Below are 24,415 nucleotides of genomic sequence, written 5' to 3'. Positions count from 1 at the left end.
TCCTCCGGGAGCGGAGTTCGGATCGAAGGGGGGTCAGGTGGCCAGCGGCAGCCGGAGGAAGCCGCGCAGCCCGTCCCCGGTGCGGCGGACCGGCGGTCCGGCCGGCTTCAGGCCGGGGAAGCGCTCCAGGAGTTGGCGCAGCAGGGCGGCGCCCTCCAGGCGGGCCAGGGCGGCCCCCACGCAGTAGTGCGCGCCGGCGCTGAAGCTCAGCACCCGGCCGTCGGTCCGCTCGACCCGGAAGGCGTCCGGGTCGGTGAAGCAGGCCGGGTCGCGGTGCGCGGCGGCCATCACGGTGATGACGCTGGCGCCGGCGGGGACGCTCACTCCGCCGAGCTCGGTGGCGCGGGTGGCGATCCGCTCGGTCATCGGGACGGGCCCGTCCCAGCGCAGCGACTCCTCCAGCGCGGCCGGCACCAGCTCGGGGCGGCGGCGCAGCAGCTCCCACTGCTCCGGGTGGGCGAGCAGGGCGTGCACCGCCTGGCCGAGCATGCCGACGGTGGTCTCGAACCCGGCGGCGAACACCAGGACCAGCACGTCCACCAGTTCACGCTCCGTCAGCCCGCCGCCGTCCGGAGGCTGCGCCGCCAGCGCGGAGGCGAGGTCCTCGGTGGGGCGGGCGCGGCGTTCGCGCAGCAGTCCGGTGAAGTACTCCCGCAGCCCGGTGACGCCGTGGTCGGCGCGGTCCCAGTCCTCGGGGGTGCGGACGGGTTCCAGCAGGCGGCAGGTGTCGTCGCCGAGCGCCCGCAGCCGCTCCCGGTCCCCGGGCGGCACGCCGATCAGCTCGCCGACGACCGCGACCGGCAGCGGAGCCGCGACCAGTTCGTGGAAGTCGGCGGCCGTGCCGTCGGCGGCCGCGGCGAAGCGGTCGAGCGCCTCGGCGCAGAGTTCCTCGACCCCGGCCGCCAGGGCCGCGACCCGGCGGACGCTCAGTTCGCGCACCACCAGCCGGCGCAGCCGGTCGTGGGCGGCGTGGTCGGTGGCCAGCATCGAGGAGTAGAAGAAGTCGGCGGAGGGGCGTCCGGCTCCGTCCGGGATCCGCCGCTCGCACCAGTCCCGGTCAGGGACCAGGAAGTCCGGGTCGGCCAGGACCGACCGGCAGTCGTCGAACGCCGTCAGGAAGTAGGAACCGACCGTCGGGCTGAAGCACACCGGCTCGGTCTCCCGCAGGCGGGCCAGGGCCGGATAGGGGTCCTCCCGGCCCTCGGGCGTGAACACCGACAGGAGGATGGTCTCCGCGTTCACCGGTCCGCCGCAGTCCAATCGATCGAGGGGCGGACCCCGGCCGTAGCGCTCCGGCCGGGGTCCGCCGACGGTGCGTGCGTCAGTGGGCGGTCGGGACGACCAGGACCGCGCCCGGCCAGAGGTCGAGGGTGTTGCCGACGTTGGAGTCGGCCGCGGTCACCGAGGTGACGTTGGCGTAGTTGGAGGAGACCCCGCCGTTGTCGGCCTTGGAGCCCTGGCCGATGCCGACGTTCCCGCTGCCGGACTGGCCGGTCGCGTTGCTCGCGAAGGCCGCGGTGGGGAGGACCGAGAGAGCGCATGCCGCAATGAAGGCGCCGAACGCCTTACCGAAAGTTCGCATGGGGCCGATCATGGCAAACGGAGCAGCGCCGGGGTCACGCCCCGTCCCTCGTTCAGCCGAACCGCGAACACCTTCGGGTGCGATGCCACCCGGTTGGCGCAGTGCACGCACGGCCCGTGCGGCGTAGCCGGGGTGACGCTCCGTCAGCCCGCGCGTTGGGCCCGGCATGACCTCCCTCCAGCGCCTCCTCGCGGTGCTCGGCACCGCCGCCCTCGCCCTCCCCCTCCTGAGCTCCCCGGCCCAGGCCGCCCCGCAGCGCGGTGTGCACGCGAGCTCGGACTCCACCGTGGTCAGCCACAACGACGGCGGCCCGCGCACGGGCTGGCTGGTCGGCGCCCGGCACACCAACGCGGCCGAGTACCTGCTCGGTTGAGCGGGCGGACACCATGACGCGGCGTCCCGCGAGACCGGTCAGGATCGGAGAAGCACCGGCGGTGCCCCGGCCCCTAGCGTGGTGGTCATGGCGATCACCACTTCCTCCACGACCGGCACCGCTCTCCGCTCCGTCACCCTCGAGGTGGCCGACACCGAGGCGGCCCGCACCTTCTACCGCGCCTTCGGCGTGGACCACTGCGTCGACCTCCGGTCCTCCGAGGCCGGCTCCACCGGCTTCCGGGGCTTCACCCTCGCCCTCACCGTGGCCGGTCCGGCGACCGTCGACGCCTTCTTCTCCGCCGCCGTCGAGGCCGGTGCCACCGTCCTGAAGCCCACCGCGAAGTCGCTCTGGGGCTACAGCGGCGTGGTGCGGGCGCCGGACGGCACCATCTGGAAGATCGCCACCTCGGCGAAGAAGGGCGACGGCCCCGCCGCCCTCGAGTTCGACGACCTCGTGCTGCTGATCGGCGTCGAGAGCGTGAAGGCGACCAGGCAGTTCTACGTCGGCCGGGGCCTGGCCGTGGCCAGGAGCTTCGGCGGCAAGTACGCCGAGTTCGCCCCGGCCGCCGAGGGCTCGGTCAGGCTGGCGCTCTACAAGCGGCGCGCGCTGGCCAAGGACCTCGGCGTCCCGGTCGAGGGCGAGGGCTCGCACCGGATCGTGCTGGGCGGCGGCGTGGAGTCCTTCACCGACCCCGACGGCTTCGCCTGGGAGGCCGGGGCGTAACGGTCCGCCGAGCAGCGGTCCGACGTCCGCCGGGCCGTCCGACGGGCCGTCAGACCCGGCCGGCCGCGCGCTGGGTGCGGCGGGCCAGCGAGTCGACCACCACGGCGGCCAGCAGCACCGCTCCGGTGATCATGAACTGGATCGCGTTGCTCAGGCCCTGGATGTTCATCCCGGACTGGATGGAGCCGATCACCAGGGCGCCGAGCAGCGCCGACCAGGTCGAGCCGCGCCCGCCGAAGAGGCTGGTGCCGCCGATGACGGCCGCCGCGATGGCGTTCATCAGCAGGTTGCCGCCGCCCGAGGTCTGACTGGCCGACTGGATCTGCGCGGCCAGGAAGAGGCCGCCGACGGCCGCCATGGTCGAACAGATGGCGAAGACGCTGATCCGGATCCAGGCCACGTTGATGCCAGCCCGCCGGGCTCCCTCGATGTTGCCGCCGAGGGCGAAGACCTGGCGGCCGTAGGCGGTGCGGCGCAGGACGAAGTCCAGCACCACGATGAACACCAGGAAGACCAGCAGGGCCAGCGGCAGGCCCTTGTACTGGTTGAGCGTGTAGGCGGCGAGGAAGGCGACCACCGCCAGCAGGGCGGTGCGCAGCGCGATGTCCGCGGCCGGCCGCGAGGGCACGCCGGCGCCGCGGCGGCGGCGGGCCTCCAGCAGCGAGGCGCCCAGGAACAGCAGCACGGCGACGGCCGCCGCCCCGTAGGCGGCGGCCTGTTGGCCGTAGATGGTGCTGTAGAGCCGGGAGACGATGTCGTTCCCGGAGAGGTTGACGGTGCCGCTGGCACCGAGGATCTGCAGCATCGCGCCGTTCCAGCCGAGGTTTCCGGCCAGGGTGACCACGAAGGCGGGGACCCCGACCTTGGCGAAGAACAGGCCCTGGACCACGCCGACCACGGTGCCGCCGGCGATGGCGACCAGCATCGCCACCCAGGCGTTGACCCCGTGGGTGACGTTCAGGACGGCGAAGATCGCCGCGCACAGGCCGCTGACCGAGCCGACCGACAGGTCGATCTCGCCCAGCAGCAGCACGAAGACCACCCCGATCGCGATCATCCCGGTGCCGACGATCTGCTGCGAAAGGTTGGAGAGGTTCTGGGCGGACAGGAAGCTGGAGTCCAGGCTGCCGAAGACGGCCCAGATCACCACCAGCGCCAGCACCACCGGCAGCGAGCCCAGCTCTCCGCTGTGCAGCCGCCGCCGGAACTCGCCCAGGTAGCCGCGCAGGCCCTCCTGACGCACGATCAGCCGGGGGTCGGTCGCGGGGGTGGCGTTCGGTGCGACCGGGACGGGTGCGTTGACGCCGCCCTTGGGCATCCGGTCCTCGGGGAGCGGGCGGCGCTCACGGCCACCGCCGGGAGTCTGCCCGTTCATGGCGAGCCCTCCGTGCCACGGGCCTGCCGACGGGTCACCGCGTTGTCGGTGGCGCCGGTGATGGCCGAGATGATCTCTTCCCGGGTGGTCGAACGGCGGTCGAAGACACCGTTGTTGCGGCCCAGCCGCAGTACCGCCACGGTGTCCGCCACCGCCATCACGTCCGCCATGTTGTGGCTGATCAGCACCACGCCCAGGCCCTGCTCGCGCAGCCGCTCGACCAGGTCCAGCACCTGCGCGGTCTGCTCCACGCCGAGCGCGGCGGTCGGCTCGTCCAGCAGCACCACCTTCGGCGAGCCGATCAACGCCCGGGCGATGGCGACCACTTGGCGCTGGCCGCCGGAGAGCGAGGCGACCGGGATCCGCACGCTGGGGATCCGGATGGACAGGGTGTCCAGCAGCGCCCGCGAGCGCTGCTCCATGGCCACCTCGTCCAGGATCGTGAAGCGCCGCAGCTCGCGGCCGAGGAAGAGGTTGCCGACCACGTCGAGGTTGTCGCACAGCGCCAGGTCCTGGTACACGGTGGCGATGCCCAGGTGCTGGGCGTCCTGCGGCCGGTGGATGGCGACCGGGCGCCCCTGCCACTCGATCCGCCCGTGGTCCGGCTGGTGCACCCCGGCGATCGCCTTGACCAGCGTGGACTTCCCGGCCCCGTTGTCCCCGACCAGGGCCACCACCTCCCCCGCCCCGACCTCGAGCTCGATGTCGGTCAGCGCCTGCACGGCGCCGAACCGCTTGGAGACCTCGCGCAGGGCCAGTACGGTCTCGCCCGTCATGACGGCCCGTCCCCTACTGGAGGCCGGCTGCCTTGCAGGCGGCGGCGTAGTCGGGGGTGCAGATCTTGTCGACGGAGTAGAGGCCGTCCGCTACCACGGTGGTCTTGATGTTGTCCTTGGTCAGCACGACCGGGGTGATCAGGTCGGCCTTCACCTGGTTGCCGCTGCCGTTGGTGACCTGGACGGGCAGCAGCGCGGCGTCCGGGGTCTTCCCCTGGGCGAAGTCGACGGCCAGCTGCGCGGCCTTGTCCGTCTCGGGCTTGAAGGGCTTGTAGATCGACATGGTCTGCGTGCCCGCCAGGATCCGCTGGACAGCGTCGAGTTGGGCGTCCTGGCCGGTCAGCGGCACGCTCAGGCCGGCCGCCTTGAGGGCGGTCGCGATGCCGGCGGCCATGCCGTCGTTGGCCGAGTAGACGCCGACCACGTTGGAGCCGCCGATCGCGGTGATCGCCGCGGCGGCCTCCTGGTTGGCGTTGTTCGGGTCCCAGTTGGGCGTGTCGTACTCCTTGCCGACCTTCAGCTTGCCGTCGATGGCGCTGTGCGCACCGGCCTTGAAGTCGGCGGCGTTCGGGTCGGTGGGCGAGCCGTTGATCATCACGATCGACCCGGCGCCGGCCTTGTCGCCGACCGCGGTGACCAGGGCCTGGCCCTGGAGCTCGCCGACCTTGCGGTTGTCGAAGGAGACGTAGGCGTCCACCGGCCCCTGGGCCAGCCGGTCGTAGGCGATCACCTTCACGCCCGCGTCGTGCGCCTTCTGCACCGAGGACTGGATCGCCTTGGCGTCCACCGCGTCCAGGATCAGCACCTTGTCGCCCTTGGTCAGGGCGGTGTCCACCTGGGTCTGCTGGGTCGTCGCGTTCTCGTTGGCGTTGTAGTAGTCGATCTGGGCCTGCGGGGCCAGTTCCTTGATCTTCTGCTCGATCAGCGGCCGGTCGAACTGCTCGTACCGGGTGGTCTTGGTCTCCGGCAGCAGCAGTCCGATCTTGACCTGGCCGCCGCTCGCCGAGGAACCTCCTCCCCCGGTGGACTGCTTGGCCTCGCCGCAGGCACTGAGGCCCGCACCGAGACCGAAGGTGATCACTGCCGCTGCCGCGCCCACGCGGCGGAGCCGACTGCTCATGACGGAGCCTCTTCACTTCGGGGCCGCCCCCACCACCCAGTGTCACCCCGTCCCGGCTACTCAGCGAAACCACCCTTGGGACGACGGCACCGTCCGCCTCCTCCCGTCACGCACGGTGATCCCCACCGTTCCGTTACCTGCCCGCCGGCCGGCGGCTACCGCGAGGCGGGCCCGGCCCCGGAGGCCCCCGGACACTGTGGCCCCGTCCGCTCAGGGCCGGAGCCGCCCCGCCAGCGGCAGGTGGTCGCTGGCGGTGGCGGGGAGGGTCCAGGTGTCGGCGGACAGGCCCCGGGTCAGCACGTGGTCGATGCGGGTGAACGGGAAGGCGGCGGGCCAGGTGAAGCCGAAACCGGTGCGGGCGAGGCCGAGGTGCTCGGTGAGCGGGGCCAGGGCGTGGTCGTCCGGGGCGGTGTTGAGGTCGCCCAGCACCACCACCCGCTGCAGCGGCTCGGCCGCCACCGCACGGCCGAGGGCCCTCAGGTTGCCGTCGCGGTGGCCGGTGGTGAAGCCCGTGAGGTGCGGGCGGACGGAGTTCAGATGGGCCACGAAGACCGCCAACGGCCCGAAGGGGGTGCGGACTTCGGCCCGGAGCGAGCGGTTCCAGCCGGGGTCGATGACCAGCCGGCCGGCCTCCGCCAGCGGGTGGCGGCTCCACAGGGCGACGGTGCCGGAGCGGATGTGGTGCGGCAGCTCGGCGCCGAGCGCGTCCCGGTAGGCCGGCCAGGTGGCGTCGGTGACCTCCTCCAGGGCCACCAGGTCCGGACGGGCCGCCAGCAGGGTGCGGGCGGTCCCGGCCGGATCCCGGTTGTCGGCCGCCACGTTGTGGGTGACCACCGTCAGACCCTCACCGCCCGCCACCGCCTGACCCGCCGTCAGCAACGGCCCGAACATCACCGCCCAGACCACCGCCACCACCCCGCCCGCGCAGGCCGCCGACGGCGCCCGCCGCAGCGCGGCCCAGCCGAGCAGCCCCACCGCCACCACCGCGCTCCACGGCAGCACGCTCTCCCACAGACTGCGCAGCCCGAGCCCGAGGTCCGGCAACCACCGGTGCCCCGCCAGCGCGAGCGCCGTCACCGCCCCCAGCCCCGCCGGGACGAGCCCTCGACGCCACCGCGCCGGCCGGGCCCGCACCGCCCGCACCGGAGGCGGCGCCGCCTCCGCCGCCGCCGTACCCGCGCTCATCCGGCGGCGTTCGGGAGCTTGTCCGGGCAGGTCCCGCCCGGGGTGGTGAGCAGTTCGTAGTGCCAGACCTCGTTGGAGTAGACCTGGCAGAGCCCGTACCGGGGGCCGTACTGGGCCATCCAGTACGCGGCGTCGGTCGGCCCGACGTCCACCGCCTTGCCCGCCACGTGGGTCGAGGAGTCCGGGGTGTTGACGAACCGTCGGGCCCGGTCCAGGCTCCCGTGCTCCACCACCGCGCGGTCCAGCAGCCCCTGCTGGTAGTCGCGGCTGCGCCAGCCCGAGGTGACGCCCACCTCGATGCCCTTCGCCCGGGCGTCGGTGGCCGCCTTCCGCAGCGCGGCCAGCAAGGCGGCGTCCAGCTTCCCGACCGCCGGGGCACCGTCGTCGAACGGGCTCAACCTCGTCCCCGCCGGGACCGCCCCGTCCTCCGGCCCGGACGACCCGCCGCCGACCATGGCCGCGATCCCACGGATCCCCGCCGTCCCCGAACCGGCCACCCACACCCCAACGGTGCTCAGCACCGCCAACGCCACGGCCCCCACCACCAACCGACGCCTGCCACCCATCCCGTACTCCCGTCCTCGTCCACCTGCGTTGCCGGAGCCATTCGACGGGAGCCGGTGTTACGAGGACGTACGCGCGGGCCGATACGTTTTCGATACACCTCCTCCCACCCCTCACCCCCGCCCACGCCCTCCCCGACCCGCCCCCGAACCCCTCCAGCGGGCCGATACGTTTTCGATACGTCCGATGAGGTCCAATGGAGCCCGCAGGGGAACGTGAGCAGCGCAGACGGGAGAACGGCACGTGCGGGTCCTGGTGGTCGAGGACGAGCTCTACCTCGCCGAGGCGGTCCAAGCCGGGCTGCGGTTGGAGGCGATCGCCGCCGACGTGGTCGGCGACGGCGACGCCGCGTTGGAACGGCTCGCCGTGCACGCGTACGACGTGGTCGTCCTCGACCGGGACATCCCCGGCACCCACGGGGACGAGGTCTGCCGGATCGTCGTGGAGCGCGGCCTCGGCTGCCGGGTGCTGATGCTCACCGCCGCCGCTCGGCTCGGCGACAAGGTCGGCGGCTTCGAGCTCGGCGCCGACGACTACCTCACCAAGCCCTTCGACCTGCCCGAACTCGTCGTCCGGCTGCGCGCCCTGGCCCGCCGCCCGGCCGAGTCCGCACCGCCCGTGCTGGAGCAGTCCGGGCTGCGGCTGGACCCGTTCCGCCGCGAGGTCTACCGCGACGGGCGCTACGTCGCGCTCTCCCGCAAGCAGTTCGCGGTCCTGGAGGTGCTGATGGCGGCCCGGGGCGGGGTGATCAGTTCCGAGGACCTGCTGGAGCGGGCCTGGGACGAGAACGCCGACCCGTTCACCAACGCCGTCCGGATCACCATCTCCGGCCTGCGAAAGCGCCTCGGCCACCCCTGGGTGATCCACACCGTCCCCGGCGTCGGCTACCGCTTCGGCGAGCCCGAGAACGGCACCCAGGGCAGCACCGAGTGAACCGGCCCCCCGGCGCCGCGCCGCGGCCCCGTCGCCTGACGGCCCGGATGCGCCTGACACTCAGTTACACCCTCTTCACCCTGGCCGCCGGGACGCTCTCTCTCGCCGTCATCTACGTCGGCATGAAGTACGTCCCGAACTACCCGCTGACCTCCTCCAACCCGCGCTACCGCTCGGACGCGCCGTCCCGCCAGCAGATCCTCACCACCCTCCTGGTGGCCGGCGGTTACGCCCTCGCCCTGATGACCGCGGTCGGCCTGGTCGGCGGCTGGTTCATCGCCGGGCGGGTGCTGCGGCCGCTCAAGGACCTCACCGGTGCGGCCCGGCGGGCCGCCGACGGGGCGCTCGGCCACCGGGTCGCCCTCACCGGGCCGCGCGACGAGTTCACCGAACTCGCCGACGCCTTCGACGAGATGCTCGACCGCCTCCAGCACTCCTTCGAGGCCCGGCAGCGCTTCGCCGCCAACGCCTCGCACGAGCTGCGCACCCCGCTGGCCATCACCCGCACCATGCTCCAGGTCGCCGCCGCCGACCCGGACGGCCAGGACTGGGGACGGCTGGTCACCCGCCTCCAGGACACCAACCAGCGCGGCATCGAGATCACCGAGGCCCTGCTCGCCCTCGCCGAACTCGACGAGTCCCCGCCCGAGCTGACCCCCACCGACCTGGCCACCGCCACCCGCGAGGCCCTGGCCACCGTCCGCGCCGAGGCCACCGCCCACGGCATCGCCATCACCGCCACGCTCGACCCCGCACCCACCACCGGCAACCCGGTGCTGCTCCGTCAGGCCGCCCTCAACCTCCTGCAGAACGCCCTGCGCCACAACCACCCCACCGGCGGCACCGTCACCCTCACCACCGGCCCCCACCCCTCCGACCCCTCCCACGTCCGACTGACCGTCACCAACACCGGCCCCTCGCTCACCCCCGAGACCGTGGCCACCCTCACCGAACCCTTCCTCCGGGCCCGCGGCCGCACTACCGCCACCGACCCCACCCGCCGCGGCCACGGCCTGGGCCTCACCATCGTCAGCGCCGTCACCACCGCCCACCACGGCACCCTCCACCTCATCCCGAACCCGGACGGCGGCCTCCACGTCACCCTCGACCTGCCGGCCCTGACCGGGCCCCGGCAAGCCTGACCGCCGTCCGCCTGAAGGAGCACGGGGTGGCCGGCCGGTTCTCTCCGTTCCTTCCATGCCCCCGCCCCACCGCGGGTACCTTGTCGCTGTGCTCGCCGTGGGGCTTGCCGGCAGGGGGATCTGATGGGGCGACAGGCAGCCCGGGTGCCGTTGGACCGTGACGGCTCGTTCCTGCTCAGGACCGCCGGTTCGAGCGCAGCGGCGGTCTGACCCGGTGGACGACGTCCAGGAGTCCCTCGCACCCGATGTGCTGACCGCCGCGGTCGCCCAGGTCCGCGATGCCGACGGAGCGGTGCTGGGGACGGGCTTCCTGGTCGCCGGCGACCTGCTGATCACCTGCGCACACGTGCTGGCCGACGGTGGCTACGGCCCGGGGGACCCGGTCCGCCTGGTCTTCCCACGCGTGCCGGGTGTCCCGGCTCCGACGGGTCGGGTGCTGGAGGAGGGGTGGCGCGCCCCGGCGGAGCAGGACATCGGCCTGGTCCTCCTCGACGAGTCCCCGGCGGGTACGACCCCGCTCGTGCTGGGATCGGCCGTGGGCTGCGGTGGGCACCGGGTCCGCTCGCTCGGCTTCCCCGTCCAGGCCCCGGCGGACGGGCACTTCGGCTCCGCCACCGTCGTCGGGCTGCTGTCGGCGGCCGACGGTTCCGGTGATCTGCTGCAGCTGACCGGTGCCAACGATCTGACCACCGGGTTCAGCGGCGGGCCGCTCCTGGACGAGTCGACCGGCCTGGTGGTCGGCATGGTCACCTCGATCACGGCACCCGACGTCCACGCCCGGGGCCAGGGCATCGCCTATGCCACGCCGACCGAGGTGCTCCGGGCGGCCCGGCCCTCCCTGGAGCTGCGCGACGTGTCGCCGTACCGGGGGCTGGAGCCCTTCACCGCCGAGCACGCCCGATGGTTCCGCGGCCGCGAGCAGGCGGTGTCCCAGCTCCTGGCGGTCCTGGGGAGCGGGCAGCAGGTGATGCTGCTGCTCGGTCCGTCCGGGGCGGGCAAGTCCTCCCTGGTCCAGGCGGGTCTCCTGCCCGCCCTGGCCGACGGGCGGCTGCCGGGCAGCGACCGCTGGCGCCAGGTGGTCACCCGTCCCGGGCCCGAGCTGCCGACGGCCCTCGCGAAGGCCGGCCCACCGTCGGTCACCCCCGGATCCGACGGAGCGTCAGCAGCCGGGCCGGAGACCGTCCGGAGCCGTGGGCGCGTGGTGCTGGTGATCGACCAGTTCGAGGAGCTCCTGGCGCCCACCACCGGTCACCGTGACGAGAGCCTCACGGCACTGACCGAACTCGCCGGGGCGATCATCTCCGACCCAGCCCCCGAGGTGGTCCTCGTCCTCGTCATGCGCGACGACTTCTACCCGCGCCTGTCCGCCCTGGCCCCCGGCCTGCTGCAGGCCGCACTCGACACGCACGGCGTGCTCAACGTCCCCGCCACCTTGTCCGTCGGGGACCTCGAGGCGATCGTCGGCGGGCCGTCCGACCTGCCGGTCCGGTTCGAAGCGGGGCTCGCCGAACGGATCGTCTCCGACACCCTGGCCCTCAACCCCCTCGCCGCCCAGGACTCCGCGGCACCGGTCACCGTCCTGCCGCTGCTCGAGGTCGCTCTCAGCCGACTCTGGGAGCGCCGCCTGGCCCACGACGGCCGCCTCACCCATGACGCCTACCGCCGCATCCGCGGCGTCACCGGAGCTCTGGCCGACCTGTACGGCGACGCCCTGCGTGAGCTCGACGAACAGCAACGGAACATCGCCCGCCGCGCTCTCACCGCTCTGGTCCGCCCCGCCGACGAGCTGCTGAACCTCCCCGCGGCACGCCAACAGCTCCCGCTCCAGCAGCTGCGCGAACTCGCCGCCGCCGCCGACACACCCGAGGCGCTGGGCGCGGTCGACGAGGTCCTGGCCGTCCTCTCCCGACACCGCGTCATCACCACCGACCGGATACCCGGGCCGAGCCGGGCCGGTGACGCGGTCGGGACGCCGATGGTCGAGCTGTTCCACGACGCCCTCGTCCGTGACTGGCCCACCCTGCGGCGCTGGGTGGGAGAAACCGCCCGGTTCAACGACTGGCTCCACCGCGCCCGCGTCCAGCAGTCCCGCTGGCAGGCGGGCGGCGATCCCCAGGACCTGCCCACCAGAGCCCTCCTCGCCGAAGGGACGGACTGGTCCCACCACCGGCGTATCCCGGCCGAGCTCGCGGCGTTCCTCGACGCGGGCCGACGCCACCAGCAGGCCGCCGCACGGCGCAGCAGGCTGCGGAACACCGTGCTGGCGACCTTCCTCGCCCTCACCCTGCTCGCCTCGGGGCTGGCCCTGTGGCAGCGCCAGTCGGCCGTCACCGCGGAGCGCACCGCCCGGGCCGCTCAACTCATCTCGCAGTCGCGGAAGTTGGCGTCCCAGTCGACCGCCCTGCTGGTCGCCGACTCGGACATTGCCTCTCTCCTCGCCGTCGCCGCCTACCGGACCGACCCCACCGCGGAGGCGGCCGCCGCGGTCCGCAGTGCCGCTGCCCTTCCCCTGCGCCGCACCCTCGTCAGCCCGGGCGAATGGGTTTCCGAAGCGGCGTTCAGCCCCGACGGCCGCACCCTGGCCACCGCCGACAACGACGGCCGGGCGCGGCTGTGGGACGTGACCACCGGCAGGGTCACGGCCGTTCTCGTAGGGACCGCCCGCGCGGTGGCCTTCAGCCCGGACGGCCGCCTGCTCGCCACCGCCGCCGACAACAACACGACCCGCCTGTGGGACGTGGCCACCGGTGCCACCACCACGGTCCTCGCCGGCCACACCAACGACGTGGTCGAGCTCGCGTTCAGCCCTGACGGCCGTACCCTCGCCACCGCGAGCTGGGACCACACCGCGCGCCTGTGGGACGTGGCCACCGGAGCGACGACCGCGATCCTCACCGGCCACACCAACGAGCTGTTCGCCCTGGCCTTCAGCCCCGACGGCCGCACGCTCGCCACCGGCAGCTACGACCGCACCGTTCGACTCTGGGACGTGACCACGGGCAGAACCACCGCCGTCCTCACCGGCCACGCCAACGACGTGTTCGACGTGGCGTTCAGCCCCGACGGGCGCACGCTCGCCAGCGCCGGCCGGGACCACACCACGCGCCTGTGGGACGTGGCGAGCCACGCGACCACCGCCGTCCTCACCGGCCACACCAGCGCCGTGGACTCGGTGGCGTTCAGCCCCGACGGCCGCACCCTCGCCACCACCAGCCACGATCACACCGCGCGGCTCTGGGAGTTGGCCACCGGCAGGACCACTGCCGTCCTCACCGGCCACACCGAGATCGTGACCTCGGTGGCGTTCAGCCCCGACGGGCGCACCCTCGCCACCGCTGGCTCCGACGGCACGGCGCGCCTGTGGAACGTGGCCACCACGACGCTCACCGGCCACACCCGCATCGTGCGGTCGGTGGTGTTCAGCCCCGACGGCCGCACCCTCGCCAGCACCTCCGACGACAACACCGTGCGCCTGTGGGACGCGGCCACCGGCAGGACCACCGCCGTCCTCACCGGGCCCACCGAGGACGTGCTCTCGGCGGTGTTCACCTCCGACAGCCACACCCTCACCACCACGAGCAGCAGCGGAACCACGCAGTCCTGGGACGTGGCCACCGGCAAGGCCACCGCCACCACCGACAGCCGCCCCGCACCCCCGCCCAGGGGCGCGGTCAGCCCCGACGGCCGCACGGTCGCCACCATCGTCACCGCGGACCAGGGCGACACCGTGCGCCTGTGGGACGCGGCCACCGGCGCGACCACCGCCGTCCTCACCGGCCATACCGACACCGTGCACGCCGTGGTGTTCGGCCCCGACGGCCGCACCCTCGCCACCGCCGGCCGGGACCGCACCGTGCGCCTGTGGGACGCGGCCACCGGCAGAACGACCGCCGTCCTCACGGGCCACACCGAAGCCGTCAACTCGGTGGCGTTCAGCCCGGACGGCCACACCCTCGCGACCGCCGCCGACGATCACACCGCTCGCCTGTGGGACGTGGCCACGGGCACGACCACCGCCACCTTCACCGGCCACACCGGCGACGTGAACTCCGTCGCCTTCAGCCCCGACGGCCGCGCGCTCGCCACTGCCGGCGGGGACCTCACCGTACGGCTGTGGACCCATCTCGCACCGGACGCCGCCGTCACCGCCATCTGCGAGGCCGTCGGCCGTGACCTCAGCCCGACCGAGAAGGCGGTCTACCTGCCGCCCGACCGGACCGACGGGTCCGTCTGTCCGGCCGGCCCCGAGGGCCCGCGGGGGTAAGTGCGGAAGCACGCCTTCCGCAGTTCCGCGAAGCGGGCCAGGTTCTCCCGAGGCGTCGGCGAACAGGCCTGCTCGGCAAGCCGGTTCACGGGCCGCGTGGACTCCGAAGGACTGGTCGAGCTCGGTCGAGGGTCAACGCCTCCCGAGCCCGGGCACCCGGCGCTGGGCGTACGCCTACCCGGGTGATCTCCGCTCTTCGGAGGCCGGTCGGCCGTGCCCGCACCCCTACGCTGAGGGCCACCCCGCTGAGAGGAAGTACGGGATGCGCCCCGTCCGCGTGACGCTCGCCCTGGGCCTGGCCGCCGCCTCGGTGGCGGCCCTCGGTGCGGCCGCCGACCAGCCCGACGAGGCCGGCGGCGTCCGGGTGCCTGGCGAGTCCCTGCTGCTGCCCGCCGATCCGCTGACCCAGCGTCAACTCCACCGCACCACCGACGCGGTGCAGGACTGGGCCGAGTCGGGCCTGCCCGGCAGCGGCGGCTACGCGGGCACCGTGATCGACGCCGCGGCCGGGCGCGCCCAGGTCTACTGGAAGGGCGAAGTGCCCGGCGAGATCCACGAGTTGGTCAGCCGGCTGACCCCGCCCGGGCTGGCCGTGGAGCTGCGGACCGGGCGCTACTCCCGGGCCGAGATGACGGCGGCGGTCGAGCGCTTCACCGGACGGGCCGCGCCGGACTCCTGGACCTCGGCCGGGCCGAACGAGGACGGCAGCGGCATCACCGTCACCCACGATCCGGCCACCGCCGAGCGCGACGCGAAGACCGCCCGGACGAGCCTCGCCGAACGGGCCTCCGACCTGGCCGGCCTGCCGGTGACCGTCCGGGCCGCCGGCCACGCCGTCCCGCTCTCCGGCGGCCGCCAGGGCGACAACTCCCCCTACTACGCGGGCTCCCAGGTCCGTACCGACAAGGCGGCGTTCTGCTCCACCGCGTTCACGGGTTGGAAGGGCTCGGCCAAGGTGGTGCTCACCGCCGCGCACTGCGGCCCGGGCCGCTACTACAACGGCGCCGACCGCTACATCGGTGACCGGATCGCCGCCAACGAGGGCTTCGACGTCGGCCTGGTCGGCATCAACGGCGACGGTTCCGGCCGGGTCTACGACGGCTCCTGGTCCGACGCCCGGGGCACCTCCCGCCGGGTGTACGGGCCGGGCCGCAACAACGTCGGCGACCTGGTCTGCCTCAGCGGTGCCCAGACCGGCTGGACCTGCGACGTCAAGGTGACGGCGGTCGACGTCCAGGCCAAGGGCGCGGACGGCTCCGTCACCAAGCCGGTGGACGTGGCCGAGTCGCGCGGCGGCGACCACCGTCCGATCGTCGCCAAGGGCGACAGCGGCGGACCGGTGCTCGCCAATCCCTACGGCGCGGAACAGGACATGGAGGCCCGCGGCGTCGTGGTGGCCGGTGGCTCCTCCAGCTCGGTCACCTGCCCGCCCCGCTCCACCGCCACCCCGACCACCTGCTACTGGCAGGTCCTCTACGTCCCGATGACCCCGATCGTCCGCGACCTGGGCTTCTCCCTGTCCTGACACCTGCCCGCGTTCCCGCACGGCACGTTCCCGAACGGCGCGTCCCCGCACCGGGGCTGACGCACCGTGTAGGGTCCGGCCATGCCCCTCTCGGCCGCGGTCTTCGACTTCTTCGGCACCCTCACCCCGAGCACTCCCACCGCCGTCTGGGACGAGCACGCGGCCCGCAGCGCCGCTCCGCTCGGCATCCCGCCGCACCTCTGGCGGCGGGCTCTGGACGCGTCCTTCCCGGAGCGGGCCACGGGTGCCCTCGGCGATCTCCCGCAGACGATCCGCACCCTGGCCGGCCGCTGCGGAGTGGAGCCGTCCGAGCAGGCTCTGGCCGAGGCGGTGGCGGCGCGGCTCGGCGCGCAGCGCGAGCTCTTCGTCCTCCGCGAGGACGCGCTCGACACCCTGGAGCGGCTGCGCGGCCTGGGGCTGCGGACCGGCGTGCTGACCGACTGCTCGATCGAACTCGCGGAACTCTGGGCGGAGTTGCCGCATGCGCCGCTGGTGGATGCGGTGGTGTTCTCCTGCCGGGAAGGTTTGCGCAAGCCCGCCCCGGAGCTGTTCCACCGGATCGCGGCAGCGCTCGGCGCCGAGCCGGCGGACTGCCTCTACATCGGGGACGGCGGGGGCGGCGAACTGACCGGCGCGAGCGGGCAGGGCATGACGGCGATGATGCTGCGCGCCAGCGACTGGGCGGCCAACGACGCCCACTCCCGCGAGGACGACTGGCCCGGCCCTTACCTCCCCTCGCTCTCAGCCGCCGTGGCGGCGGCCACCGCCTGACGGCCCGCCACCCGCACCGCACGGCCGGGATCAACCCCCGCCTCCACCACCGCACGCTGGACACCACCGGAGCGGGTCTCACCAGAGCTGGATGCTCCCGGGCAGGGGCGTGGTGCCGGTGTGGTCCGCCGTACCGACGGTCGGCGGGGCGACGGCCCGGACGGCCGCGAGGACGTCCAGCGGGTGGAAGGCGTAGTACATGGTGTCGAAGGCCAGGCCTTGGGCGTCGGGACGTCCCCGGGTGAGGACCAGCAGGCTCCGGTAGGCACCGTCACCGAATCCTCCGCCGCAGCCTGCTGGAGGTGCACCTCTGCACCTCCAGCGAGCCACACCGGGCCCGCCCGGACCCGGCCGGACCGAGCCGCTACAGCATGACGAGCAGCTTGGTGCCCGGGACCAGCTTTCGGTTGACCGAGGTGGACTGGACGAAGACGGTGAAGTTCGGGTTGTCGCCCGGCTTCACGGTCGTCTCGGTGGCGGGCAGGCCCAGCAGGCGGCGGGCGGCCGGGCCGGAGAACACCCGTCCGGTCATCCGGCCGGTGGTCGGGTCCTTCTCCGCCACCGCCAGCTGCTTGCGGGGCTGGATCTTCTCCCGCTTGGAGAGCTCGTAGTAGGCGCAGCCGGTCTTGTACGGGTGCCCGGCGGCCGTGACGAACTGACGGATCGGCAGCTGCTCGTCGACCGGGACCAGGATGTACTTGCCCGCGTCGAGGGCGTCCAGGTTCGCGCTGACGTCGGCGGCCTTGAGGTCCTGGCCCATGGCGAAGAGGTTCTTGGTGCCGCGCACGCCCTTCTCGCGGCCGCGCAGGAAGCTGGTGGCGGCCGACTTGACGGTGCCGATCGCCTCCTCGACGCCCTGGGTGGAGTCGGCGTCCCAGATCGCGATGTTCCCCGCCGGGAAGCCGTACTCCTGGGCGGTGCGCTTGGCCAGCGAGTTGGGCACCAGGATCGCGGACGTCCAGTGCTCGGGGAGCTCCTCCATCGCGGTGTGGATCCGCTCCGTCCAGGAGCGCAGCACGGCGGTGCCGGTGCCGCCCTTCTGCCGGACGTGCATCTTCCCGGACTCGGAGAATCCGGACGCGTTCTCCTCGCCGTCGGTGACGACGACCTGGAGGAAGGAGTGCTCGCCGTACCCCTCCCAGATGTTCTTCAGGTCGTCCACGGATTTCACCGCGGCCTCGATCAGCGCGGTCGCGCCGTTCTCCACGCGGTAAAGGCCCTTGAGCGACGGAAGGTGCTTGACGTCCATGTCCCAGACGAGATTGTGCACCTCGTGGTCGAATGCGTAGAGGCTGATGCGCGTCTCGTGCCCGAGCCGGTCGGACTCCTCCTGGAGGCCCTTCACGAACTCGTCCACCACGCGGATCAGTTGGGCCTCGTGCTGGTGCATCGAACCCGACTTGTCGACCACCAGGGAGACGTGGTTGACCTTGTGCTTGATCCTGCTGACGGACATGAGGATCCCCCAATTCGACGGTGCGGTGGAAACGCGACTCGGGCGCCTTTCCGGCGTTCCCTTCAGCGTTGGTTCCACTTTACGGCCGAGCACTGACAGAAACGGCTCGCCGAATTCCCTGCGGGAACAGCAGCAGCGGCGTCGCGAGGACCAGCGCACCGGCCAGCCCGAGCGCCGTCCGGACGCCCAGCAGGCTGCCGAGCACACCCCAGACGGCCGTCAGGAGCGCGGTGGCGGCGCGGGTGGTGACCGACCAGGCGGAGATCACCCGGACGGTGTGGCCGGGCGCGGTCCGGCGCAGCCGCCAGGTGGCGTGCAGCGGGTTGAAGACGGCGCAGCAGACGATCAGACCGCCCTCGACGACCGTCACCAGCAGCAGACCGCCGGTGCCCGGGCCGACCAGGACCAGGCCGAGCGGCCAGAGCGCGCGCAGCGCGCCGGCGGCCAGCAGCACCCGGTGCTCGCCCAGGCGGGCGGCCAGCGGCCGGGCCAGGCGGGCGCCGAGCAGGCCGCCGAGGGAGGGCAGGGCGAAGGCGAGGCCGTACTGCCAGGGGGCGAAGCCGAGCTGACCGAGCATCAGCACGGCGAGCAGCGGTTCGGTGGCGGTGACCAACCCGTTGAAGAGGGCGGTGTGCAGCAGCAGCGGCCGCAGCACCGGGTCGGCGAGGATCAGCCGCCAGCCGTCGAACAGTTCCCGCCGCTGCCCAGCCCCGGTCCCGGTCCCGGTCCCGCCCCCTGCCCTCCGCTCCACCCCGGGCTCTGGACGTCCCGACGCCGCGAGCCCCAGCGCCGAGAGCAGGTAGCTCACCGCATCGGCCGTCACCGTCGCGACCGGCCCCAGCAGCCCGGCCAGCACTCCGCCGAGCGGCGGGCCGATCGCCGTAGCCGTCCAGGAAGCCGCCTCCAGGCGGGAGTTGGCGGCCAGCAGCTCCCCACCCGGTAGCAGCTCGCGCAGGTACGCGCCGGAGGCCGCGCGGAAGGTGGTCTCGGCCGCCGCCAGCAGCGCCGCGACGGCCAGCAGCCAGGGCAGGGTGAGCAGGCCGAGCGCGTACCCGACGGGGACGGTCAGCAGCGCGCCGCACCGCACCAGGTCCGCGGCCACCATGACCGGCCGCCTGCGCCGGTGCTCCGCCCAGGCCCCGAGCGGCAGCGCCGCCGCGGCTCCGGTCAGCGCGGCCGCCGAGGAGAGCAGGGCGACCTCGGCCGGGCCGGCGTGCAGCACCCCGACCGCGATCGCCGGGAAGGCGCCGAAGGCCAGCCAGGTGCCGAGCGCGCTCGCGCCGTACGCACCCAGGAACCACCCGAACCGACGCCCCATCAGCTCGCACCCTCCCCCGGCCCGCCACAACCGGCAGGCGACCTCCGGCATCAAATCTCTCGGGATCCTCGGAGTTCAAACAACGATCCGGCCGCCAGTCACAACCACCGGTTGTTCCCGTACAGTGGCGGACCATGGACCTCGACACCGTCCGGACCTTCGTGGCCGCCGCCGACTCGGGCCGGTTCCAGGAGGCGGCCGACGAGCTGACGCTCACCCAGCAGGCCGTCTCCAAGCGGATCGCCGCGCTGGAGCGCAGCCTCGCGGTGCGGCTGTTCACCCGCACCCCGCGCGGCGCGGAGCTGACCATCGACGGCCGGGCCTTCCTCCCGCACGCCCGCGAGCTGCTGCGCGCCGCCGAGCGCGCGCTGGCCTCCGTCCGCACCGGCCACCGGGCGCTGCGGATCGACGTGCTGAACTCGCGCGGCGCGGGCTCCGGCCTGATGCGCGGCTTCCACGGGGCGCACCCGGAGACCGAGCTGGACGTACTGATGCTGCTGGACGTCGAGCAGGCGGTGGCCGCGCTCCGCTCGGGGGCGCTCGACGGGTCGTTCCGCGCGGTGGCCGCGCCCGGGCACCCGCTGCCCGAGGAGCTCCGCTCCGTCCGGGTGCTGGACGAGCCGCTGCACCTGCTCACCGGCCCGGACCACGCGCTGGCCCGCGCCAGGTCCGTGACGCTCGCCGAGCTGGCCGCGCACCGGATCTGGATGCCGGGCCTGCTGCCCGGCAGCGAGTGGGCCGCCTACTACGCGGAGCTGACCGCGGAGTTCGGCCTCACCATCGAGGCGACCGGCCCCAACTTCGGCTCCGACTCCCTCCTCGACACCATCGCCGACACCCCGGCGCTGGCCACCTTCATGGGCGGCCACACCCGCCTGATCTGGCCCGCCGGGCACGACCTGCGCCGCATCCCGGTCACCGACCCGACGCCGGTCTACCCGCACTCCTTCCTCTGGCACCGCGACAACCCGCACCCGGCCCTGGCCGCCCTGCGCGCCCACCTCGCCGCCACCGCCCCCGGCCACGACGCACCGGGCACCTGGACCCCCTCCTGGACGCCGCGCCGCTGACCCACTCTGCACTGACCCGCCGTCAGGCCCCCCGGGCGCCGCGGGCCCCGTACCGCAGTCCGTCCAGGAGCAGGTCGAGCAGTCTGCCGACCCGCTCCGCCTGACCGGGGGTGCCGGTGAGCTGGGCGACGCCGGTCAGGCTCAGGCCGACGTCGAAGGCCTCGACGTCCGAGCGCAGCAGCCCCGCCTCGGCCCCGGCCCGCAGCAGCGAGTCGATCGCACCGCCGAGCCGCTCCAGGGTCTCGGCGAACGGGTCGGCGCCGGAGGCCACGGCGGCGCGCAACGCGTCCGCCATGCCCTGCTTGGCGGTCAGGTACCCGATGAACCCGTCCATCCACAGCCGCATCGCCCGGTCCGGCGGGTAGGCGTCCAGCAGTTCGACGGCGCTGTCGCAGACCCGGGCCAGCTCGTTGCGGTAGGCCGCCTCGACCAGTTCCTCCCGCCGGGGGAAGTGGCGGTAGAGGGTGCCCGAGCCGACGCCGGCCGCCTTGGCGATGGCATCGAGCGGCACGTCCGGCCCCTGCTCGGCGAAGGCGCGGACGGCCGCTTCGAGGATGCGCTCCCGGTTGCGGCGGGCGTCGGCCCGCAGGGGGGCGGGCTGGCTCGGCTGGCTCGGCACGGGTGGTTCCTTTCGTCGGGTCATCAGTCTACTTGGACAAACGGGGAGTCCTCCGGTTACCTTCGAATGGAACCGGGGAGTTCCCCGTTTCGCCCCTGCCGACCCGACCCGTCCCGCTGGAGGGCCCCATGACCACCACCGAGAAGACCGTCCTGATCACCGGCACCTCCTCCGGCATCGGCCTGGCCACCGCGCTCGGCGCCGCCCGGGCGGGCTGGACCGTCATCGCCACCATGCGCGACACCGGCAAGGCCGAGCCCCTGCTCAAGGCGGCCGCCGAGGAGGGCCTCGCCGAGCGGATCCGGATCAAGCGCCTGGACGTGGTCGACCCGGCGAGCGTCACCGCCTGCCTGGACGAGGTGATCGCCGAGTACGGCCGCCTCGACGCGCTGGTCAACAACGCCGGTGCCGCCGGGGTCGGCACCGTCGAGCAGATGGGCGTGGACGCCGTCCGGGCCACCATGGAAGTCAACTTCTTCGGCGTGGTGACCACCACCCACGCCGCCCTTCCCCACCTGCGCGCCTCCGGCGGCCGGATCGTCACCGTCACCAGCGTCGGCGGCATCGTCGGCCAGCCCTTCAACGAGGCTTACTGCGCGGCCAAGTTCGCGGTCGAGGGCTTCATGGAGTCGTTCGCCCCGGTCGCCGCCACGGTGGGCGTCGGCGTCACCGTGGTCGAACCGGGCGCGGTGGCCAGCGAGTTCGTCGCCAACATCGGGCTGGACGTCCCGGCCGCACTGGCCGCAGCCGGCCCCTACGCGCCCGCCCTCCAGGCCTACCTCGCCCGCACCCAGGCCTCCTTCGCCAACGCCCAGTCCCCCGCCGAGGCGGCCGAGCCGATCCTGGCGGCCCTGACCGAGGAGCGGCCGGCCTTCCGCCTGCAGACCTCGCAGTGGGCCCGGGACTTCACCGCGCCCAAGTTGGCCGACCTCGACGGCTCCGCGGTCCAGGACATGACCCGCACCTGGGTGCGCTGACCAGCAGGACACGCAGGACACCACCCCCGCAGCGGCTACGGTGCGGCCATGAGTCCCGACATGACGCCGGATCAGATGCTGCGGGCCGTCAACGCCCTGGAGGCCGCCTGGAAGCAGGACGACCGGGCCCTCACCGCCCTGGCCCGGGGCGGCCAGGGCGAGCCGGCCCTCGCCGCGCTGGTCGCCCGGTACAGCGCCTACGCGCTGGAACTGCTGCTCACCGAGGCCCTGGGCCTGGCCGACCGGCCACCGGCCGAGCGCGAGTCCCAGCTCGCGACGCTGGAGAAGGGCGTCTCCTCCCGCCTGCTGATCCAGTGGTCGTACCTGCTGGCGAGCTGGGCCAGGACCGTGCCCGACACCCCGGCGGGCAACGGCGGCCTGGCCCGCGCCGCCCTCCAGGCGATGACCGCCTTCACCCGCGACGGCGACCCGGGCAACGACGTGCCCGCCCTGCTCGCACACCTTCGGGCGAACGCCACCGCCCGCACCTGACGGGGCGTCCGCCCCGCTCAGCCGAGGGCGCGCAGCAGCTCGTGCGCACGGCACTGGCGGTCGAGGAAGACCTCCAGCGCCGCCGCCAACTCCCGCTCCGACGCCAGCGCTTCCGGCACCAGTTCGGCGACCAGCCGCAGGTGCCCGCGCTCGCGCACCAGGGCCGGCTGCCCGAGGTGGAAGTACCCGGAGTCGGGCTCCAGGTGCAGCGCGAGGTACGGGCCCGCCAGCCCGGCCGCCATCCACTCCTCGTACGCGCCCATCGCCGACCAGACCACCACCGGCCCGCCCGGCGCCGACGCCGACACCAGGCAGACGCTCGGGCGGCCCGCCACGTCGACGGTGCTGGTGGCGTACGGGTCCAGCTCGCGCGGGTGCAGCTCGGGACGGGCGAGCAGGTCGAGGGCGCCCCGGATCAGGGTGGCGAGGTCGGCGGCGATCGGAGGTCTCCTGGGGTTCGGGGCCGGATGCCGCCATCGTAGGCACGGGCGGTGACACCGGCCCCAAGCCCCGTGCCAGGGGCGGTTTTCCGCCAATTCCGCCCCGGGGCGCGCCGGACCTTCGTGTGCGATGAACGTGGGGTTAGAGTGATTTGGTTGCCTAGGGAAACCGATTCACGAGAGCGACCGAGGTGCCCACCATGCAGGTGACCGTTGACCAGGACCGGTGCTGCGGCTCCGGCCAGTGCGTGCTGACCGCCCCCGCCGTCTTCGACCAGAGCGAGGACGACGGCCTGGTGGAGCTGCTGGACCCGGCCCCCGGGCCCGCCGAACGCCCGGCCGTCCGGCTCGCCGCCGCGCTGTGCCCGGGCGGGGCCATCACCCTGACGGACGATCAGGCCTGAGAAACGCCCGGCCCCGAGCCGCCGCCCGTCCCCGCCACCCCCGCTGGACCTTGGAAGGAGCGCCGCACCATGAGCATCGACACCCCCGCGCCGCCGCAGGGCCACGCCCGCCCCGCCCCCACCGAGCTGCCCGCGGCCCCCGGCCGCTGCCCCTTCGACCCGCTGCCCGCCTACCGGGACGCCTCCCGCCTCGCCCCCGTCACCGAGGCCCGGCTCTGGGACGGCACCTCCTGCCACCTGGTGACCGGCTTCCAGGAGATCCGCACCGCCCTCTCCGACCCGCGCTTCAGCGCCGACGCCCGGCACCCGGGCTTCCCCTTCCTCTCCCCCGGCCGGCGCGAGATCACCACCCGCACCACGCCCAGCTTCATCCGCCTCGACGACCCCGAGCACGCCCGCCAACGCCGCATGCTCACGGGCGAGTTCATCATCAAGCGGGTGGAGGCGATGCGCCCCGAGATCCAGCGGATCGTGGACGAGGCGCTGGACCGGATGACCGCCGACGGCGGTCCGGCCGATCTGGTGGCCGAATTCGCCCTCCCCGTCCCGTCCTTGGTGATCTGCCTGCTGCTCGGCGTCCCGTACCGGGACCACGACTTCTTCCAGCGGCACAGCCGCAGCCTGCTGGACCTGGCCGCCACCCCCGAGGAGGTGACGGCGGCCGTGGACGCGCTGACCGGCTACCTCACCGAACTCGCCGAGGCGAAGGGGCGCACCCCGGACGACAGCCTGATCAGCCGTCTGGTCGCGCGCGGCGAGCTCACCACCGCCGAGGCCGCCTCGATGGGCCTGCTCCTGCTGGTGGCCGGGCACGAGACCACCGCGAACATGACCGCGCTCGGCACCCTGGCCCTGCTGCGCAACCCCGGGCAGGCCGAACGGCTGCGCAAGGAGCCGGAGTTGACCAACAGCGCGGTGGAGGAGCTGCTGCGCTACCTGACCATCGTGCACCACGGGGTGCCCCGGGTCGCCCTGGCCGACGTCCAGCTGGGCGACACCCTGGTCCGGGCCGGCGAGGGCGTGCTCTGCATGCTCTCCACCGCCAACCGGGACGAGGAGCTGTTCACCGGGCCGGACGCCCTGGACATCACCCGGGACGCCCGGCGCCACCTCGCCTTCGGCTTCGGCGTGCACCAGTGCCTGGGCCAGCCGCTGGCCCGGATCGAGCTGCGGATCGCCCTGCCCACCCTGCTGCGCCGCCTGCCCGGTCTGCGGCTGGCGGTCCCCTACGAGGAGCTGGAGTTCCGCAGCTCCTCCGCCGTGCACGGCCTGCGGGAGCTGCCCGTCGCCTGGTGAGCCGTCA

24 protein-coding genes are annotated in these 24,415 nt (G+C 73.7%); 12 read left to right on the top strand and 12 right to left on the bottom strand.

The window, feature by feature from the left end:
• Positions 1–33: 33 nt before the first annotated feature.
• On the bottom strand, positions 34–1,215 hold the full coding sequence (locus ACWCYY_RS24265) for a cytochrome P450 (protein ID WP_449797231.1): 1,182 nt from the start codon (positions 1,213–1,215) through the stop codon (positions 34–36).
• Between the two features lie 106 nt (positions 1,216–1,321).
• The gene (locus ACWCYY_RS24260; RefSeq protein ID WP_345288153.1) at positions 1,322–1,582 is read right to left on the bottom strand and encodes a hypothetical protein; all 261 of its coding nucleotides are present in this window, start codon (positions 1,580–1,582) and stop codon (positions 1,322–1,324) included.
• Between the two features lie 166 nt (positions 1,583–1,748).
• Here ACWCYY_RS24260 and ACWCYY_RS24255 point away from each other — a divergent pair, with 166 nt between their 5' ends.
• Positions 1,749–1,955, top strand: coding sequence for a hypothetical protein (locus tag ACWCYY_RS24255; RefSeq protein ID WP_449797230.1), 207 nt, complete (start codon positions 1,749–1,751; stop codon positions 1,953–1,955).
• 87 nt (positions 1,956–2,042) lie between these two features.
• On the top strand, positions 2,043–2,681 hold the full coding sequence (locus ACWCYY_RS24250) for a glyoxalase (protein ID WP_449797229.1): 639 nt from the start codon (positions 2,043–2,045) through the stop codon (positions 2,679–2,681).
• A gap of 49 nt (positions 2,682–2,730) precedes the next feature.
• Here ACWCYY_RS24250 and ACWCYY_RS24245 read toward each other — a convergent pair whose 3' ends face one another.
• From ACWCYY_RS24245 to ACWCYY_RS24225, 5 genes are all read right to left on the bottom strand, one after another.
• Complete coding sequence (locus ACWCYY_RS24245) at positions 2,731–4,056, bottom strand: sugar ABC transporter permease (RefSeq protein ID WP_449797228.1); 1,326 nt, start codon at positions 4,054–4,056, stop codon at positions 2,731–2,733.
• Positions 4,053–4,832 (bottom strand): ATP-binding cassette domain-containing protein, encoded by a 780-nt coding sequence (locus ACWCYY_RS24240; RefSeq protein WP_345288149.1) that lies wholly within the window; start codon positions 4,830–4,832, stop codon positions 4,053–4,055. Before ACWCYY_RS24240 ends, ACWCYY_RS24245 begins: the two co-directional genes overlap by 4 nt.
• A gap of 13 nt (positions 4,833–4,845) precedes the next feature.
• Positions 4,846–5,952 (bottom strand): sugar ABC transporter substrate-binding protein, encoded by a 1,107-nt coding sequence (locus tag ACWCYY_RS24235; RefSeq protein WP_449797227.1) that lies wholly within the window; start codon positions 5,950–5,952, stop codon positions 4,846–4,848.
• Between the two features lie 210 nt (positions 5,953–6,162).
• Positions 6,163–7,137, bottom strand: coding sequence for an endonuclease/exonuclease/phosphatase family protein (locus tag ACWCYY_RS24230; RefSeq protein WP_449797226.1), 975 nt, complete (start codon positions 7,135–7,137; stop codon positions 6,163–6,165).
• Positions 7,134–7,703, bottom strand: coding sequence for a M15 family metallopeptidase (locus ACWCYY_RS24225; RefSeq protein ID WP_449797225.1), 570 nt, complete (start codon positions 7,701–7,703; stop codon positions 7,134–7,136). Before ACWCYY_RS24225 ends, ACWCYY_RS24230 begins: the two co-directional genes overlap by 4 nt.
• A gap of 241 nt (positions 7,704–7,944) precedes the next feature.
• Between ACWCYY_RS24225 and ACWCYY_RS24220 the strand changes: the two genes are divergently transcribed.
• From ACWCYY_RS24220 to ACWCYY_RS24200, 5 genes are all read left to right on the top strand, one after another.
• Positions 7,945–8,634 carry a response regulator transcription factor gene (locus ACWCYY_RS24220; protein WP_449797224.1) on the top strand — a complete coding sequence of 230 codons (690 nt, stop codon included), beginning with the start codon at positions 7,945–7,947 and terminating at the stop codon, positions 8,632–8,634.
• A gap of 47 nt (positions 8,635–8,681) precedes the next feature.
• Positions 8,682–9,776, top strand: a complete 1,095-nt coding sequence (locus ACWCYY_RS24215; protein WP_449797223.1) for a sensor histidine kinase — start codon at positions 8,682–8,684, stop codon at positions 9,774–9,776.
• A 214-nt stretch (positions 9,777–9,990) separates the two neighbouring features.
• Complete coding sequence (locus ACWCYY_RS24210; RefSeq protein WP_449797222.1) at positions 9,991–14,040, top strand: nSTAND1 domain-containing NTPase; 4,050 nt, start codon at positions 9,991–9,993, stop codon at positions 14,038–14,040.
• Positions 14,041–14,302: 262 nt separating this feature from the next.
• Positions 14,303–15,565, top strand: a complete 1,263-nt coding sequence (locus tag ACWCYY_RS24205) for a hypothetical protein (RefSeq protein ID WP_449797221.1) — start codon at positions 14,303–14,305, stop codon at positions 15,563–15,565.
• A gap of 81 nt (positions 15,566–15,646) precedes the next feature.
• A complete protein-coding gene (locus ACWCYY_RS24200; protein WP_449797220.1) occupies positions 15,647–16,336 on the top strand; it encodes an HAD family hydrolase in 690 nt (229 codons plus the stop codon).
• A gap of 78 nt (positions 16,337–16,414) precedes the next feature.
• Here ACWCYY_RS24200 and ACWCYY_RS24195 read toward each other — a convergent pair whose 3' ends face one another.
• From ACWCYY_RS24195 to ACWCYY_RS24185, 3 genes are all read right to left on the bottom strand, one after another.
• Positions 16,415–16,537, bottom strand: a complete 123-nt coding sequence (locus ACWCYY_RS24195) for a hypothetical protein (protein ID WP_449797219.1) — start codon at positions 16,535–16,537, stop codon at positions 16,415–16,417.
• 163 nt (positions 16,538–16,700) lie between these two features.
• Positions 16,701–17,792, bottom strand: a complete 1,092-nt coding sequence (locus ACWCYY_RS24190; RefSeq protein WP_345288109.1) for a vWA domain-containing protein — start codon at positions 17,790–17,792, stop codon at positions 16,701–16,703.
• A 79-nt stretch (positions 17,793–17,871) separates the two neighbouring features.
• On the bottom strand, positions 17,872–19,110 hold the full coding sequence (locus ACWCYY_RS24185) for an MFS transporter (protein WP_449797218.1): 1,239 nt from the start codon (positions 19,108–19,110) through the stop codon (positions 17,872–17,874).
• Positions 19,111–19,244: 134 nt separating this feature from the next.
• Between ACWCYY_RS24185 and ACWCYY_RS24180 the strand changes: the two genes are divergently transcribed.
• Complete coding sequence (locus tag ACWCYY_RS24180) at positions 19,245–20,180, top strand: LysR family transcriptional regulator (protein WP_449797217.1); 936 nt, start codon at positions 19,245–19,247, stop codon at positions 20,178–20,180.
• 22 nt (positions 20,181–20,202) lie between these two features.
• Here ACWCYY_RS24180 and ACWCYY_RS24175 read toward each other — a convergent pair whose 3' ends face one another.
• A complete protein-coding gene (locus ACWCYY_RS24175) occupies positions 20,203–20,799 on the bottom strand; it encodes a TetR/AcrR family transcriptional regulator (RefSeq protein ID WP_449797216.1) in 597 nt (198 codons plus the stop codon).
• Positions 20,800–20,927: 128 nt separating this feature from the next.
• Between ACWCYY_RS24175 and ACWCYY_RS24170 the strand changes: the two genes are divergently transcribed.
• On the top strand, positions 20,928–21,776 hold the full coding sequence (locus ACWCYY_RS24170; RefSeq protein ID WP_449797215.1) for an SDR family NAD(P)-dependent oxidoreductase: 849 nt from the start codon (positions 20,928–20,930) through the stop codon (positions 21,774–21,776).
• 48 nt (positions 21,777–21,824) lie between these two features.
• Positions 21,825–22,268 (top strand): hypothetical protein, encoded by a 444-nt coding sequence (locus ACWCYY_RS24165; RefSeq protein ID WP_449797214.1) that lies wholly within the window; start codon positions 21,825–21,827, stop codon positions 22,266–22,268.
• A 17-nt stretch (positions 22,269–22,285) separates the two neighbouring features.
• Here the strand turns inward: ACWCYY_RS24165 and ACWCYY_RS24160 are convergent, their stop codons facing one another.
• Positions 22,286–22,804 (bottom strand): hypothetical protein, encoded by a 519-nt coding sequence (locus tag ACWCYY_RS24160; protein WP_449797213.1) that lies wholly within the window; start codon positions 22,802–22,804, stop codon positions 22,286–22,288.
• A gap of 104 nt (positions 22,805–22,908) precedes the next feature.
• On the opposite strand from ACWCYY_RS24160, the gene ACWCYY_RS24155 reads away from it, so the two are divergent.
• Positions 22,909–23,112, top strand: a complete 204-nt coding sequence (locus ACWCYY_RS24155; RefSeq protein ID WP_345288121.1) for a ferredoxin — start codon at positions 22,909–22,911, stop codon at positions 23,110–23,112.
• Between the two features lie 69 nt (positions 23,113–23,181).
• Positions 23,182–24,408, top strand: a complete 1,227-nt coding sequence (locus tag ACWCYY_RS24150; RefSeq protein ID WP_449797212.1) for a cytochrome P450 — start codon at positions 23,182–23,184, stop codon at positions 24,406–24,408.
• Positions 24,409–24,415 lie beyond the last annotated feature (7 nt).

This window comes from Kitasatospora sp. NPDC001664, assembly GCF_053596675.1.
This window is presented reverse-complemented; position numbering and strand designations above follow the sequence as displayed.

Bases quoted from the DNA above. Each gene is read 5' to 3' on its own strand.
- ACWCYY_RS24260 (WP_345288153.1), bottom strand. From the start codon at position 1,582: ATGCGAACTTTCGGTAAGGCGTTCGGCGCCTTCATTGCGGCATGCGCT.
- ACWCYY_RS24255 (WP_449797230.1), top strand. From the start codon at position 1,749: ATGACCTCCCTCCAGCGCCTCCTCGCGGTGCTCGGCACCGCCGCCCTC.
- ACWCYY_RS24250 (WP_449797229.1), top strand. From the start codon at position 2,043: ATGGCGATCACCACTTCCTCCACGACCGGCACCGCTCTCCGCTCCGTC.
- ACWCYY_RS24245 (WP_449797228.1), bottom strand. From the start codon at position 4,056: ATGAACGGGCAGACTCCCGGCGGTGGCCGTGAGCGCCGCCCGCTCCCC.
- ACWCYY_RS24240 (WP_345288149.1), bottom strand. From the start codon at position 4,832: ATGACGGGCGAGACCGTACTGGCCCTGCGCGAGGTCTCCAAGCGGTTC.
- ACWCYY_RS24235 (WP_449797227.1), bottom strand. From the start codon at position 5,952: ATGAGCAGTCGGCTCCGCCGCGTGGGCGCGGCAGCGGCAGTGATCACC.
- ACWCYY_RS24230 (WP_449797226.1), bottom strand. From the start codon at position 7,137: ATGAGCGCGGGTACGGCGGCGGCGGAGGCGGCGCCGCCTCCGGTGCGG.
- ACWCYY_RS24225 (WP_449797225.1), bottom strand. From the start codon at position 7,703: ATGGGTGGCAGGCGTCGGTTGGTGGTGGGGGCCGTGGCGTTGGCGGTG.
- ACWCYY_RS24215 (WP_449797223.1), top strand. From the start codon at position 8,682: ATGCGCCTGACACTCAGTTACACCCTCTTCACCCTGGCCGCCGGGACG.
- ACWCYY_RS24205 (WP_449797221.1), top strand. From the start codon at position 14,303: ATGCGCCCCGTCCGCGTGACGCTCGCCCTGGGCCTGGCCGCCGCCTCG.
- ACWCYY_RS24200 (WP_449797220.1), top strand. From the start codon at position 15,647: ATGCCCCTCTCGGCCGCGGTCTTCGACTTCTTCGGCACCCTCACCCCG.
- ACWCYY_RS24195 (WP_449797219.1), bottom strand. From the start codon at position 16,537: ATGTACTACGCCTTCCACCCGCTGGACGTCCTCGCGGCCGTCCGGGCC.
- ACWCYY_RS24190 (WP_345288109.1), bottom strand. From the start codon at position 17,792: ATGTCCGTCAGCAGGATCAAGCACAAGGTCAACCACGTCTCCCTGGTG.
- ACWCYY_RS24185 (WP_449797218.1), bottom strand. From the start codon at position 19,110: ATGGGGCGTCGGTTCGGGTGGTTCCTGGGTGCGTACGGCGCGAGCGCG.
- ACWCYY_RS24180 (WP_449797217.1), top strand. From the start codon at position 19,245: ATGGACCTCGACACCGTCCGGACCTTCGTGGCCGCCGCCGACTCGGGC.
- ACWCYY_RS24170 (WP_449797215.1), top strand. From the start codon at position 20,928: ATGACCACCACCGAGAAGACCGTCCTGATCACCGGCACCTCCTCCGGC.
- ACWCYY_RS24165 (WP_449797214.1), top strand. From the start codon at position 21,825: ATGAGTCCCGACATGACGCCGGATCAGATGCTGCGGGCCGTCAACGCC.
- ACWCYY_RS24155 (WP_345288121.1), top strand. From the start codon at position 22,909: ATGCAGGTGACCGTTGACCAGGACCGGTGCTGCGGCTCCGGCCAGTGC.
- ACWCYY_RS24150 (WP_449797212.1), top strand. From the start codon at position 23,182: ATGAGCATCGACACCCCCGCGCCGCCGCAGGGCCACGCCCGCCCCGCC.